This window comes from Streptomyces sp. NPDC037083 (genome assembly GCF_055606485.1).
In genome coordinates this window covers 168,493-181,697 of the sequence record NZ_JBVJSQ010000010.1, presented here as the reverse complement: position 1 = coordinate 181,697, position 13,205 = coordinate 168,493, and the positions used below count along the sequence as shown (strand labels likewise).

The window sequence follows — 13,205 nt, the reverse complement described above, 5'->3', positions numbered from 1 at the left end:
ACGCGAACGCGGATCACCATGTTGTCGGCGTCGACGTGAGTGCGGCGACCGATGGAACTACCAGAGTTTTCACGTGGGAGGAAACCGTCCAGGTGCCGTCCTCGGTCCAGTGCTGACACCTGGTCACCGACACGTTGCGCGAGCCGAGTTCGTTGCCGTCGCTCAGCACCAGGCCCAGCGCCGAGGGGTTGAGGACGGTCGTGCCGCGGTGCTTCACCGACCACTGGAGCACCCCGCCGACCAGGGAGATGACGTCCGCACGTCACTGCCCAAACAAAACCCACCAGTAACGAACCATGACGACTCGCAGGAGTTGTTCTACGCGCCGACCTTCGTCTGGTCAACGGTGTGCGTACGGGTTGCACCTCAAGGGCGATGCGACGAAGGCGCAAAGCGTCAGAAACCAGCGCACAAAGAGGTCAACGGACGGGCCTTCCCAAGCTCAAGTCGTCGGCGTGTGAAAGGTCGTCACCTGCCGCGCCCGTCACTCCGATTGCCCAGCGAGTTCAGTCAAAAGGAAACATAAACCAACGCCGATGCCTTGACAGCGCTTCTGCCGACAGTTGTCATTGACCCGCCAGGCGGCGGACTTGTACGTCCCCCCGTCAGCCGGTCACGGACCCGGCCCCGCCGTACCAGGACACCGCTCCACCAGGCCACCGCCGTACCCGTTGTCTCCGCAACCGGCCCCGCTCCCCCGCTGTGGACGCGCGAGCGGCACCGACGTGCCCGCCTCCGAACAGACGCGGGCCCGGGACCTCGAAGAAGAGGTGAAGAAGCATGTCCCCAGGAACGTCTTCCGGCCGGAGCCGCGGCACCGGGCCAGGACGCACCGCAGCCGTCCTGCTCCTTGCCCTGCTGGCGGGTGTCGCCGCGCTCCTGATGCCCGCCTCGGCCGCCCAGGCCGCCACCGCCGTGACCTTCACGACCGGCGCGGCACGGACCGACACCAACGGCAACGCCCTGCAGCTCCACGGCATGGGCATCGTCAAGGTCGGTGACACCTGGTACGGCTTCGGCGAGAACAAGACGGGTGTGACCTCGTCCGACACGTCCTTCCAGGCCATCGCCTGCTACAGCTCGACCGACCTGGCGAACTGGACGTACCGGGGCGACGCGTTGCCCCTGCAGAGCAGCGGCGACCTCGGCCCGTCCCGGGTGGTCGAGCGGCCGAAGGTGATCTACAACTCCACCACCCACAAGTTCGTGATGTACGTGCACATCGACAGCCTCACCTACTCCGAGGCCAAGGTCGGCGTCGCCACCAGCAGCACGCCCTGCGGCCCCTACGACTATCGGGGCAGCTCCCGCCCGCTGGGCCAACTGAGCCGTGACATAGGCCTGTTCCAGGACACCGACGGCACCGCCTACCTGATGTCGGAGGACCGCAACAACGGTCTGCGCATCGACCTGCTCTCCAGCGACTACCTCACGCCGGTCAGCACGGTCGCCGTCCTCGGCAGCGGCGGCGGCGCCAACAGCTTCGAGTCACCCGCGATGATCAAGGCCAACGGCATCTACTACCTGCTGGCCTCTCACCTGACGGGCTGGAGCCTGAACGACAACGTCTACTCCACCGCCACCTCCATCGGCGGCACCTGGGCGCCGATGCGGAACTTCGCGGCCCCGGGCACCAGGACGTACGGCAGCCAGACCGCCAACATCATCACGGTGGCCGGCGCCTCCGGCACGACGTACATCTATGCCGGTGACCGCTGGAACCCCTCCGACCTCGGCGCGTCCCAGCTCATCTGGCTGCCGCTGACCATCAGGGGCACGACGGTGAACCTCGGCCAGTACCCGACCTGGTCACTGGACGTCCAGGCGGGCACCTGGACGCCGAACAGCGGCGTACCGAGTGCGGCGGCCCACACCCTGAAGAACTCGGGCAGTTCCCTGATGCTCGACGTCACCGGCTCCTCCACCGCCACCAACGCCAATGTCATCCAGTGGACCGGCACGGGCGGGGCGAACCAGCGGTGGACCGTCACCAAGGTCGCGGACAACGTCTACACGCTGAGGAACGTCAACAGCGGGCTCTGCCTGGACGTCCCCAACAAGTCGACCGCGCAGAACGTCCAGCTCATCCAGTGGACCTGCAACGGCGGCGCCAACCAGCAGTTCTTCTTCGACCTGGTCGGCAGTTACACCGGCAGCCAGTACATGCTGGTGGCCGTGCACAGCGGGCTGAACCTCGGGGTGCTGGACGACGCGACGACGACCGGAGCGGCGGTCGTCCAGCTGACGGGCACGGGTGTGACGAGCCAGAAGTGGACCGTCGGCTGACGCGCGAGCAGGAGCGGGGACCTGACCGGATGGCGCGTGGGTCGCGCCGGCGCCGACGGTGATCACTAACAGGACAGGCGGTCGGAGCCGTGCGGCGCGTAGAGAGGGGTGCGCTCCAGGTGCGTGCACCGTGTAGTGCACACATACCGAGCAGGGCCGGTCGTGCGGCGGAACCGGGCGGTCCGGATATCGGACCCGTCCTTTCAGAACCTGGCCGCCGCAACGGTAAACACCCCCGAACTACACGGAATGTCACTGTCCGTATTGGATCTAGTGCGTTGAGTGACGAGACTCATAGGGTCGAAAGCGACGCCAACACCGTATCCATGGAGGATTCGTGGCAAGCTTCCGCACTCGACTGGCCATGCTGGTCCCGGCCGCGGCCCTCGCCGCAGGCGCCCTCGCGCCCGTACAACCCGCCGGGGCGCAACCCGCCGCCGCGGCGTCCTACGAGTGGGTCGCCCTGGGCGACTCCTACACCGCCGGGGTCATCCACGCCGCGGGCGACACCTTCGAGGTCCCCCGCGACGGCTGCGAGCGCACCGACCGGTCCTACCCCCAGGTCATCGACCGTGACCTCGGCTCGCTCCTCGAACTGACCAACGTCAGCTGCGGCGCCGCCACGATCGAGGACGTCACCTTCAGGGCGCAGGAGCCGATCGGCCGTCACCTGCCGCCCTTCTCCGAGGACCCGGACTACCCGTTCCCGCCCGTGCCTCCGCAGTCCCAGGCGGTGGGCCCCGGCACCGATGTGATCACCGTCGGCGCGGGCGGCAACAGCCTCGGCTTCGCCGACATCCTCCTCCAGTGCCTGCAACTGGGCTCGGGCAGCGGTGGCGTCGGCACCCCGTGTCGGGACGACCTCGCCGACGACATTCCCGGCCGGCTGACCAAGGTGAGCCGCGACTACGACCAGATGCTCACCACGCTCCACGAACGGGCCCCGCACGCCAGGATCCTGGCCGTCGGCTACCCCACGGTCATCCCCGAGGACACCTCCAAGTGCCGGTACAACGACCTGGAGCAGTTCGCCTCGATCACCCAGGGCGACCTGGACTGGCTCCGCCGGGATGTCCTGGAACCCCTCAACAAGGCCATCGAGAAATCGTCCGGCACCCACGAGGCCGCCGGCTTCGTCAACCTCTACGACTCCTCCCGGGACCACAGCGTCTGCGACTCCGGCAAGTGGGTCGAGGGCCTCTTCACCCGCGTCCCTGATCAGGTGGCCTTCGTGCACCCCAATGCCAGGGGCCACCAGAACGCCGCCGACCACGTCGCGCCGGCGATCCTTCACAGCCTCGGCGTGGACTGAGCCGCGCGCGCTCCCGTGACGAGCTGCCTCCGGACCCCGGAGGCAGCTCCGGCCGTCGGTGCCGTTGCGCTGTTATGTCGGCTCGGGGGTGCTTTCGTCGACCCCCGGTGTGATCTCCCACGGTGGCGGGAACTTCGGGAGGGCGGCCGTCAGGGCCACCGCGAGCATCGTCAGCGTGGTGAGGGCCAGGATCGGCACCGTGTAGCTTCCGGTCGCCGTCTGCGCCGCGCTGACCAGGTACGGCGCCAGGCCGAGCGACAGGGTGGAGACCGCCAGCGTCAGTCCCTGCAGCTGCGCGAACGAGGCGAGGCCGAAGTACCGCGCGACGAGGAACGGCCCCAGTGCCGACTCCGCTCCGTAGGAGAAGCCGAGGAGGATCATCGCGACGAACAGCAGCGGCGTCGAGCCGTGGTTCACGAACGCGATCACGAGTCCCGCCGGCACCGCCGCGAGCATCGGGACCACCACCCCGGGCCGGTCGGTCCGGTCCAGGAACAGGCCTCCGACGAGAAGGCCGACGAACGACGCGGCGAACAGGGCGGACAGGGACGGCGAGACAGTCGCCCCGCTGAATCCGCGCGGTGTCGCGTGCGCCGAGCGCGAACCCGCCCAGCTCCACCGGGACGGTGATGCGGAAGACCCCGATCTCGTGCAGCACCGCGACCGTCTCGGGTGCGAGTGCGCCCCGCACCTCCCCCTCGCGGGCGCGTTCGGCGAGGCCGGGAGCCGCCGCGCGCACCGCGTCGCGCATGCGCCGTCCCTCCTCGCTGAGATGGGGCGACTCCTCGCGAAGGAGTTCGAGGACCGCGGCGTAGATCTCGCGCTTGCGCTGTGCGGACAGGCGTTGTGTCGATCCCGTGGCTGACGCCATCGTCCGACCACCCCTTCTCGTCCCGGCCCTGACGATACCTCTCGCTCGCACGGCTCCACGGGCGCTCGACCGGCAGCCCGGCGGACCCGGTGCAGGTCAGGAACCGGGAGCGGGAGGAGAGCCGGGATGGATCGGTGGAGCGGCCTTGCTGATGCCGCTCCAGTGCTCGGTGAGCAGCTTTCCGCGTACCCGGTAGGCGTCGTACGCGAAGTACGGGTACAGGGCGCCGCTGCCGTCGGGTTCGGGCTGGGGCAGCAGTCCGGCGAGCACCACGATGTCGCCCTCGGCCAGCAGCAGCACCGGAGGGTTGAGGGGCTCGGCGGGGGTCGGCACCGGGCCGTCGGGGAAGACGCCGCGGACGAACGCCTGGAGGCCGGACCGTCCGGCCGGATAGTGGGAGACGTGCTGGCGGTAGTCCTCGGCGACGAAGTCCGGGACGGCATCCGGGTTCCGCGCGTCGAACACGCAGCGATAGAAGTCGAGCACCAGGCGCTTGTTCGCCTCGGGGTCGCCGTCCGCGACGGCGACCGTGCGGGACGGTGTGCCGGGCTCGGGGAGCCGCGGCGGGGCGATCTTGTTCAGTGAGGGCCAGCGTTCCGCGATGCGGCCGTCCCGAACGCGGTACGTGGTGAACGCGTAGTGGTCGAACGAGGCTCCGGGGACATCCGGATCCGGCTGTGGCAGGTAGTGGCAGACGCAGACCAGGTCGTCCTCGGCGACGACGAACACGGGCTCGCGCGGCCCGGACCGACCGCCCGGCCCGGACCGACCGCCCGGCCCGGACCGACCGCCCGGCCCGGACCGACCGCCCGGCTCGGACCGGCCGCCCTGCTCGCGCGCGAACTCCTCGCGCAGGAACGCGGCGAACGCGTCCGCGCCGTCGGGGAGATCGGCGCCGTGCTGGACCAGGTCGGCGGTGACGTAGCCGGCGACCGCGCCGGCGTCGCGTGCCGCGAAGACGTCGGCGAGGAAGCGGGTGATCAGCAGCTTGCTGGAGTTGCTGCCGTGGTGGGGTGCGGCGGCCAAGGGGGCTGCCTCCTTCCGTGACCCGCCTGTGCGGAGCGGGGTGTCGGCCGAACTTTCCGGGCGTCGCGTCTGGCGCGCTCCACTTACTGAACTGTACGGTGCAGTACAAAGTCAGCCTCGGGCACGCCTCCGCATCGGCGGGCCGGCCCGGCCGCCCTTCCGAGATCCGGGCGGCCGGCGGTTGGCGTCCGACACCCCATCGACTGGAACGGGACATCATGACTTTTCTGGACGCAAGGGACTGGCAGGACCGGATCTTCTCCGGCGGCTGGATCAAGGGGACGGGTGAGTCGTACGACTCGAAGGAGCCGGCCACGGGCAAGACCCTGGGCCGGGTGGGCGCCGCCGCCCCCGCCGACCTCGGCCGGGCCGTGGCGCGGGCGGAACGCGCCCAGCGCGCGTGGGGGGCACTGCCGTACGTCGAGCGGGCCCGGGTGCTGCGGCGGGCGGCGCACCTCTTCGAGACGCATCACGACGAGACAGCGGAACTGATCGTGCGGGAGTCGGGTGCGCTTCGGCCGTTCGCCGACTTCCAGACCTCCAACGGGTCGGCCGAGGAGTGCTACGAGGCCGCGGCCCTCGCGGCGGCCCCGCACGGTGAGGTGCTCCGGTCGGTGGAGGAGCGGCTGTCGTTCTCGCGGCGGCGTCCGGTGGGCGTGGTCGGAGTGATCTCGCCGTTCAACGCGCCGATGGTGCTGGCGATGCGGGCGGTGGCCCCGGCGCTGGCGCTCGGCAACGCCGTCGTCCTCAAGCCGGATCCGCGCACCGCCATCTGTGGCGGCGTCACCATCGCGCGGGTCTTCGAGGAGGCCGGTCTGCCGGAGGGCGTGCTGCACGTGCTGCCCGGCGGCGCCGACGTCGGCGCGGCCCTGGTGGACGATCCCCGGGTGCCCGTCATCGCGTTCACCGGCTCCACCCGGGCCGGGAAGGCGATCGCGGCGGCGGCCGCGCGGCGGCTCAAGCGGGTGCACCTGGAGCTCGGCGGCAACTCGGCGCTGATCGTGCTGGACGACGCGGACCTGGAGAAGGCCGTCTCGGCCGGCGCCTTCGGCTCCTTCCATCACGCCGGCCAGGTCTGCATGGCCTCCAGCCGCCACCTGGTGCACGCCGACATCGCCGAGGACTACGTCGAGCTGCTGGCCGAGCGGGCGAACGCGGCGCCGGTGGGCGACCCGGCCTCCGGTCGGGTCGCGCTGGGCCCCATGATCGACGAGCGGCAGCTGCGGTCGGCCCACTCCATCGTCACCGACAGTGTGAAGGCAGGTGCCCGCCTGGTGGCCGGCGGAACGTACGAGGGCCTGTTCTACCGGCCGACGGTGCTGGCCGACGTGCCGCTGACCGCCCGCGCGTACACCGAGGAGATCTTCGGCCCGGTCGCCCCCGTGGTGCCCTTCCGGGACCTGGACGAGGCGGCTCGGCTGGCCGCGGACACCGAGTACGGCCTCTCGCTCGGCATCCTGACCCGGGACGTGGCCAAGGGTCTGGCGCTGGCCGACCGCATCCCCACCGGACTGGTCCACATCAACGACCAGACCGTCAACGACGAAGCCACCGTCCCCTTCGGCGGCGTCGGCGAGTCCGGCAACGGCTCCCGCCACGGGGGCGCCGCCGCCAACCTCGAGGCCTTCACCGAGCAGCAGTGGGTCACCGTCCGGGGCGAGATTCCCGGCTACCCCTTCTGAGGCCCGCACGCCGAGCGCCGGGCACGGCACACCGTCCGCCGCACACGAGCGCCGAGCGCCGTCCGCCGAGCACGGCACACCGTGTCCGCTGCACACCGCACCGTCCGCCGTCCGCCGTCCGCGTGCGGCCAGGCGGGCGGTTCGGCTGCGTTCGCCCCCACCTGTTCACCCGCATCCGCTCACTCACACCCGCTCACCCGTATGAGGAGACAGCCAGATGACCACCGCAGCCTCCCGGCCGGACCCGTCCCTGCCGGATCCGATGACCATCGCCCCGCGTGCCGCGGCCGGGCCCCGGCCGCCACGGCTGCCCCAGGACCCGGGCTGGGCGACCGGCAACCGTTTCCTGGAGGGCCCCTTCACCCCGTGGACCGAGGAGAACGAGGCATACGACCTTGAGGTGGAGGGGCAGATCCCCGCCGACCTGGCCGGGGCGCTCTTCCGCATCTCCTCCAACCCGCGCTTCGAGCCGCGCGACCCGGACCGTTACCACTGGTGGGAGGGCGACGGCATGGTCGCCGGCGTCTACCTGCGCGAGGGCAGTGCCGCCTTCCGGACCAGCTGGGCGATGACCGACTCGATGAAGTTCGAGGTCGAGCGGGGTGAGGCGGTCTACAGCGGCTTCGCCAACGGCGGCGCCGCCCCCGGCCCGCTCCCCGCGGGAGCGCCGCCGGCGAAGAACGTCGCCAACACCAACGTCGGCGTCTTCGACGACCACCTGCTGGTCTACTTCGAGGGCGGCCTGCCGTACTCGATGCACCCGGAGACTCTGGAGACGTTCGGCACGTATGACTTCCACGGTGATGTCGACGTCCTGTGCACCGCGCACTTCAAGACCGATCCGGGCACCGGTGACCTGCTGTTCTTCGCGGCGACCGGGCCGACCATCACCTGGTACCGGGCGGACGTGAAGACCGGGCAGGTCATCGACACCCACAGCTTCGACATCAAGGTGCCGGTGCTGATGCACGACTTCGCGGTCAGCGAGAACTACGCGATCTTCTTCGTGACCCCGGCCCAGTTCCGCCTCGACCACATCCTGCGGGGGGAACCGGGTGTGGTGTGGGACGAGGCGTCGCTGCCGCACGGCGTGCAGATCGTGCTCATGGACCGCCGCACGCATGCCGTCACCTGGCACGAGGTCGGCGGGCACTGGGCCAACACGCACTTCTACAACGCCTACGAGCAGGGCGGCCAGGTCGTCGTGGACGGGCACCGCATCACCCGCCTGGGCACCCCCGCCGACCGCCTCGACACCCCGGTCGGCTCGCACTCCTGGTTCCCGCCGTCGCTGCCGCACCGCTGGCGGATCGACCTCGCCACGGGCCGTGCCACGGAGGAGATGGTGGGCGGCGTCGCCGGTGAGTTCCCCCGGATCAACGACGCCTACACCGGTCTGGAGCACCGCTACGGCTATTTCGTCACCACCCGGGCCCTGGCCCCCGAGACCATGAGCGACGGCCTGGCCAAGCACGACTACCTGCGCGACTCGACCACCGTGGTGGAGGGTCCCGAGGGCCTCACCAGCCCGAGTGAGCCGGTGTTCGTGGCGAGGGGGAACGCGACCGCCGAGGACGACGGCTATCTGCTGACCCTGTGGTGGAACCGTCTCACCGGCCTGACCGAGCTGCTGGTCCACGACGCGGCCGACCTGCGCCGCACCCCGCTGGCCCGGGTCAGGCTGCCCAGCCGGGTGCCCTTCGGCTTCCACGGGAACTGGGCCGGTCAGGAGGTGCTCGACCGGGCGGTCGCCCGGCGCGCAGAAGGGAACTGACACATGACAAGGCGCCCGGCGGTTCTCGCCGGGCGCCTTCTCGTGTGCGGGGTCAGGCCGCGGGCTGTGCCGCCGGCCCGTGGTTCTCCAGCCGCCGGAAGCGGCTGCCGTGGAAGACCAGGGGCTCGGACGCCGGCCGGGTCCACAGGCGGTCGATCTCCAGCAGCGCGATGCTGTGGTCGCCCGCCGGGACCTCGGCGCGCAGGGTGCAGGAGTACCAGGTGACGGCGCCGTGCAGAAACACCGCCCCGTCCTCGGCGGCCTCCCAGCCCGCCTCGGCGAACCGGTCCTGCTCCGGGCCCGCCAGAGCCCGGCACAGGGTTCCCTGGTCCTCGCCCAGCACGCTCAGGCCCAGCCGCGGCAGGCCCCGCAGCCGGGGCCAGGTCCGGGAGGAGAGCTGCATGCACAGCGACACCAGGGGCGGCTCCAGCGACACGGACGTGAAGGAGCTGACCGCCATGCCGGCCGGCCGGCCGTCGGCCATGCCGCACACGGCGGTCACTCCGCTGGGGAAGTTGCCGAACGCCTCCCGCAGAGTGCGTGCGTCCAGCGCGGCCGCCGGATCGGGTCGCGGCCCACGGTCCACTGCCGCGTGGGAGGTGTGTTGTTGGCTGCGCAAGGTCATCAGTCCTTTCGGGGACGGCGCTCGGGGCGCGGTCGCGAGGGGGCTCAGCCCACCTGGGGGACGCCGCCGGCGAACATCGGGAACGGTCCGAGACCGAGGGCCTGGCGGCCGCTGATCTCTGCCAGGGGGTCGAAGCGGATCGCGCCGTGCGTGGCCAGTACGCGCACGTCACGGGCGAAGCGCTGGACGGGGTTCTTCAGGCCGACCGTGGAGGACCCCAGGGTGAGCTGGAGCCGGTCGATCGCCTCCGCGCACAGCTTCACCGCGTAGACGAGGTCCATGGTGATCTCGGTCTCCTCGTCGGCCGTGAAGTCCGTGCCGGCCAGGGCGCGGCGGTCCACCTCGTCGGCGTGGCGGAGGATCGTGTGCCCGGCGAGGTTGATCATCGCGCGGGCGGCGCCGGCCGCCACCTGGGTGGAGGGCATGTCGGCGACGCTGGGGTAGGGCAGGTTGAAGGGTTTGCGGGCCTTCGCCTGCTCGACGAAGCACTCCAGCGTGCCGCGGGCCATGCCGAGCGCGATGGCGACATGGCTGAGGCAGGTGACGAGCATCAGTGCGCGAGTGCCGTTGCGGAAACCGATGCCGGAGTAGCGCCGCTGCACGCTGTCCATCACGGCGGGGAAGTCGGCGATGTCGACGAAGCGGTGGTCGGGGACGAAGGTCTCCTCCTGGACGGAGACGCTGTTGCTGGACGTGCCCTGAAGGCCCATCACCTTCCAGTCGTCCAGGATCGTGAACTGTTCGCGCCGGAGCACGGCCATCCCACGGCGCGGTCCGCCCTCGGAGTCCTCGTAGCCCACGCCGACCGCCGCCCAGGCCGCGTGCTTGCAGCCGCTGCCGAAGGCCCACTTCCCGGAGACCAGCCAGCCGCCGTCGGTCCGGCGGGCGGACCCCACGCTGGTGGAGAAGACGGAGGCGCCCACGACGAGCGGACCGACCCAGGTGTCGATCTCCTTGAACACCTCCTGGACGGTCTGCTCGGGGAATCCGAGGAGGTTGCGGATGCCGCCGGCCACGAAGACCGTCCAGGCCGCCGAGCCGTCGCCCTCGCCGAGCGCCGCGACGATCTCCACGGTGTCGCGGGCGCCGAGGGCGTATCCGCCGAGCTCGACCGGCAGACAGATCTTGAAGACGCCCGCCTCGTGCATCGCCTCGAGCGTCTCGGGCGGCAGGGCGCCGAGGGCCTCTCCGTCCTGGGCGTTCTTCCGCAGCAACGGGACCAGGGCCAGCGACTCGTCGCGGATGCGTCGGCCGGTGTCGCTGAGGAACTCCGATGCGGCGCCGGCGGCGGGCGGGGGCTGTTTGCTCATGGATGGCTCCTTGGGGAGGGAGGGGCGAGGAAACGGGGCACCGCACCCGAGGCAATTCTGCACTGCACCGTCCAGCACAGTTGGACCGTACGGTAGAGTCCAGTCGGTGGTCAACAGGCAAGGGCAAGGCTGTGACGAGGAGCGAGATGGCTGAGCAGGCACACCCCCCGAAGAAGGCGCCCAGAAGCAAGCGGGAGGCCGCACTCGACGCGGCCGTCGAGCTGTTCCTGGCCGGCGGATTCGACCGGACCTCGATGGACGCCGTGGCGGCTCGCGCCGGCATCTCCAAGACGACCGTCTACGCCCACTTCGGCGACAAGTTCGAGCTCTTCCGCGCCGTGACCGAACGCGCCGGCACCTCTTTGGACCTGGATCTCGACCGGGCGGTGCTCGCCTCCGCCGACGACCCCGAGGACCGGCTCACGCACATCTTCTTCAAGGTCCTGGAGGCCACGAGCGCCCCGCAGTACCTGGCCTTCCTGCGCGTCATGACCGCCGAGTCGGCTCGGCATCCGGAGCTGATCGAGACCGTCCGCTCGCTGGGCGTGCCGCACGTCGTCGACCTGGTGGCCACCACCCTCCGCGAGGACGCGGTCCGGCACGGGTACACCGTGCCGGACCCGGAGGCGTACGCCGGGCTGCTGATCCGGATGGCGGCGGCCGGTGTCCAGATGGACGCGCTGCTCGCCGTGGACGGCGAACGCGACGCCGCGTTCCTGGAGGCGCTGGCCCGCTGGACGGCGGTCGTCTTCCTGCGGTCGCTGCGCAACCGGGACGCCGGTGAACTGCCGAAGGTTCCCGCCGGCGCCGGGAACGTCTTCTCGTGGGCGGCGCGCGAGAGGTCCTGACCGCCTTCACGCACGCCGCGGGCCCGTGCCCGCGCAAGGCGTCGGCGCGGGCGACGACGAAGGGGTGCGGCCAGGCGTCACTGGACCGGCTGGTAGGCCTCGGTGCCGTCGGCGAGGAGCCGTTCGGCCTCGGCCTCGATCTCGTCGAGCGGAAGGTCGAGGTTCAGGGTCTTGCGGAAGGGCTGGCGTACGTCCTTCTCCACCCGTACGTACACCTCGTTGCGGTTGCCCTCGGGGTCGAAGAAGTAGATGGCGTAGGCGTTGCCGTGAGTGACCTCCTGCTGGACGGGGACGTCCTCGGCCCGGAAACGCCGGTGGTACTCCACGAGGGTCTCCGGCGAGTCGATGCGCCAGGAGATCTGATGGGTGAGCCTGACCCCGTCGGGGGCGGTGCGGCCCGTCTGAAGCACGAACTCGTGGTCCTCCTCCTCCGGCTTGGAACTGAGGAAGACGATGCCGCGCTCGGGGTCCTCGTCGGTGACGGTCAGGCCGAGCAGGCGGGTGTAGAAGTCGCGCATGGTCTCCAGGTCGTCGACCCACAGTCCGGTGTGTCCGAGTCCGGTGATCGCCATGGGGGTGCCTCGCTTTCGTGTGCGGGTGTGCCGGGTCGGCGCCTCAGGAGGCGCCGGCCGGTTCGGACGCGACCGGGCTGGTGAGTTCTCCCAGACCGTCGATGCCGACGACGACTTCGTCGCCGGGGGTGAGGAAGACCTGCGGGTCGCGGCGGAAGCCCACGCCGCCCGGGGTGCCGGTGAGGACGACGTCGCCGGGCAGCAGGGTGGTGAACTCCGAGACGGTGCTGATCAGCGTGGGGATGTCGAAGATGAGCCGGGAGGTGTCGGAGGACTGCAGCACCTCGCCGTTCAGGCTGAGGGTGATGGACAGCTTGTCGACGCGGTCGCCGATCTCGTCCTCGGTGACCAGGTGGGGGCCGAGCGGAGTACAGGCGTCCCATGCCTTGCCCTGCAGCCATTGGTGGCTCTTGTACTGGTAGTCGCGCATCGTGACGTCGTTGGCGATCGTGTAGCCGGCGATCACCTCACGGACGTCCTCCTCGGCCACCCGGCGGGCGCGGCGGCCGATCACCACGGCCAGCTCCGCCTCGTAGTCGACCTGGGCGGACTCCCCGGGGACGAGGATGGGATCGCCGGCGCCGATCAGGCTGGGCGGGAACTTGGCGAACAGCACGGGATAGGCGGGAAGTTCCCGCTTGGTCTCGTTGACGTGCGAGCGGTAGTTGAGCCCGACACAGATGATCTTCTGCGGTTCGGGGACCACGGGGCGCAGCCGGACCTCGGCCAGCGGCACCCGGCCGGCCCGGTCCAGGGCGGGCGCGGCGAGAACCTCGACCGGGGTGTCGCGGCCCAGTTCGCGGACGCCCTTCAACGGGATGACGCATTCGTCGTCCAGGACTCCGGCGTGGGCTTCTCCGTCGTACGTGTAGGAGACGAAGCGCATGGGGGTGTCCTTC

General features: G+C 70.7%; 12 protein-coding genes. 5 read left to right on the top strand and 7 right to left on the bottom strand.

The window, feature by feature from the left end:
- Positions 1-13: 13 nt before the first annotated feature.
- Positions 14-232, bottom strand: coding sequence for a hypothetical protein (locus tag ACZ7DE_RS26175; protein ID WP_470765214.1), 219 nt, complete (start codon positions 230-232; stop codon positions 14-16).
- 548 nt (positions 233-780) lie between these two features.
- On the opposite strand from ACZ7DE_RS26175, the gene ACZ7DE_RS26170 reads away from it, so the two are divergent.
- The gene (locus tag ACZ7DE_RS26170; protein WP_470765212.1) at positions 781-2,286 is read left to right on the top strand and encodes an RICIN domain-containing protein; all 1,506 of its coding nucleotides are present in this window, start codon (positions 781-783) and stop codon (positions 2,284-2,286) included.
- 337 nt (positions 2,287-2,623) lie between these two features.
- Entirely contained in the window at positions 2,624-3,598 is a 975-nt protein-coding gene (locus ACZ7DE_RS26165) for an SGNH/GDSL hydrolase family protein (RefSeq protein ID WP_470765210.1), read from the top strand.
- 72 nt (positions 3,599-3,670) lie between these two features.
- Here the strand turns inward: ACZ7DE_RS26165 and ACZ7DE_RS26160 are convergent, their stop codons facing one another.
- Together ACZ7DE_RS26160 and ACZ7DE_RS26155 are read right to left on the bottom strand one after the other, a co-directional pair.
- Complete coding sequence (locus ACZ7DE_RS26160) at positions 3,671-4,054, bottom strand: hypothetical protein (RefSeq protein WP_470765208.1); 384 nt, start codon at positions 4,052-4,054, stop codon at positions 3,671-3,673.
- A gap of 511 nt (positions 4,055-4,565) precedes the next feature.
- Positions 4,566-5,495 carry a nuclear transport factor 2 family protein gene (locus ACZ7DE_RS26155; RefSeq protein WP_470765206.1) on the bottom strand — a complete coding sequence of 310 codons (930 nt, stop codon included), beginning with the start codon at positions 5,493-5,495 and terminating at the stop codon, positions 4,566-4,568.
- A 218-nt stretch (positions 5,496-5,713) separates the two neighbouring features.
- Here ACZ7DE_RS26155 and ACZ7DE_RS26150 point away from each other — a divergent pair, with 218 nt between their 5' ends.
- The gene (locus tag ACZ7DE_RS26150) at positions 5,714-7,177 is read left to right on the top strand and encodes a benzaldehyde dehydrogenase (protein WP_470765204.1); all 1,464 of its coding nucleotides are present in this window, start codon (positions 5,714-5,716) and stop codon (positions 7,175-7,177) included.
- A 217-nt stretch (positions 7,178-7,394) separates the two neighbouring features.
- Complete coding sequence (locus tag ACZ7DE_RS26145; protein WP_470765202.1) at positions 7,395-8,951, top strand: carotenoid oxygenase family protein; 1,557 nt, start codon at positions 7,395-7,397, stop codon at positions 8,949-8,951.
- 52 nt (positions 8,952-9,003) lie between these two features.
- On the opposite strand, the gene ACZ7DE_RS26140 is transcribed toward ACZ7DE_RS26145, so the two are convergent.
- Both ACZ7DE_RS26140 and ACZ7DE_RS26135 read right to left on the bottom strand, forming a co-directional pair.
- Positions 9,004-9,576: a flavin reductase family protein gene (locus tag ACZ7DE_RS26140; RefSeq protein WP_470765200.1), complete on the bottom strand. Its 573-nt coding sequence runs from the start codon at positions 9,574-9,576 to the stop codon at positions 9,004-9,006.
- Between the two features lie 44 nt (positions 9,577-9,620).
- Positions 9,621-10,886 carry an acyl-CoA dehydrogenase family protein gene (locus ACZ7DE_RS26135; protein ID WP_470765198.1) on the bottom strand — a complete coding sequence of 422 codons (1,266 nt, stop codon included), beginning with the start codon at positions 10,884-10,886 and terminating at the stop codon, positions 9,621-9,623.
- 146 nt (positions 10,887-11,032) lie between these two features.
- Between ACZ7DE_RS26135 and ACZ7DE_RS26130 the strand changes: the two genes are divergently transcribed.
- Positions 11,033-11,734 carry a TetR/AcrR family transcriptional regulator gene (locus ACZ7DE_RS26130; RefSeq protein ID WP_470765196.1) on the top strand — a complete coding sequence of 234 codons (702 nt, stop codon included), beginning with the start codon at positions 11,033-11,035 and terminating at the stop codon, positions 11,732-11,734.
- 77 nt (positions 11,735-11,811) lie between these two features.
- Here the strand turns inward: ACZ7DE_RS26130 and ACZ7DE_RS26125 are convergent, their stop codons facing one another.
- Positions 11,812-12,306 carry a VOC family protein gene (locus ACZ7DE_RS26125; RefSeq protein ID WP_470765194.1) on the bottom strand — a complete coding sequence of 165 codons (495 nt, stop codon included), beginning with the start codon at positions 12,304-12,306 and terminating at the stop codon, positions 11,812-11,814.
- A 43-nt stretch (positions 12,307-12,349) separates the two neighbouring features.
- Complete coding sequence (locus tag ACZ7DE_RS26120; protein WP_470765192.1) at positions 12,350-13,192, bottom strand: fumarylacetoacetate hydrolase family protein; 843 nt, start codon at positions 13,190-13,192, stop codon at positions 12,350-12,352.
- Positions 13,193-13,205: the final 13 nt, after the last annotated feature.

Excerpts from the sequence above, each read along its gene's own strand:
- ACZ7DE_RS26170 (WP_470765212.1), top strand. The coding sequence starts at position 781 with ATGTCCCCAGGAACGTCTTCCGGCCGGAGCCGCGGCACCGGGCCAGGA.
- ACZ7DE_RS26160 (WP_470765208.1), bottom strand. The coding sequence starts at position 4,054 with ATGCTCGCGGCGGTGCCGGCGGGACTCGTGATCGCGTTCGTGAACCAC.
- ACZ7DE_RS26150 (WP_470765204.1), top strand. The coding sequence starts at position 5,714 with ATGACTTTTCTGGACGCAAGGGACTGGCAGGACCGGATCTTCTCCGGC.
- ACZ7DE_RS26145 (WP_470765202.1), top strand. The coding sequence starts at position 7,395 with ATGACCACCGCAGCCTCCCGGCCGGACCCGTCCCTGCCGGATCCGATG.
- ACZ7DE_RS26140 (WP_470765200.1), bottom strand. The coding sequence starts at position 9,576 with ATGACCTTGCGCAGCCAACAACACACCTCCCACGCGGCAGTGGACCGT.
- ACZ7DE_RS26135 (WP_470765198.1), bottom strand. The coding sequence starts at position 10,886 with ATGAGCAAACAGCCCCCGCCCGCCGCCGGCGCCGCATCGGAGTTCCTC.
- ACZ7DE_RS26130 (WP_470765196.1), top strand. The coding sequence starts at position 11,033 with ATGGCTGAGCAGGCACACCCCCCGAAGAAGGCGCCCAGAAGCAAGCGG.
- ACZ7DE_RS26125 (WP_470765194.1), bottom strand. The coding sequence starts at position 12,306 with ATGGCGATCACCGGACTCGGACACACCGGACTGTGGGTCGACGACCTG.
- ACZ7DE_RS26120 (WP_470765192.1), bottom strand. The coding sequence starts at position 13,192 with ATGCGCTTCGTCTCCTACACGTACGACGGAGAAGCCCACGCCGGAGTC.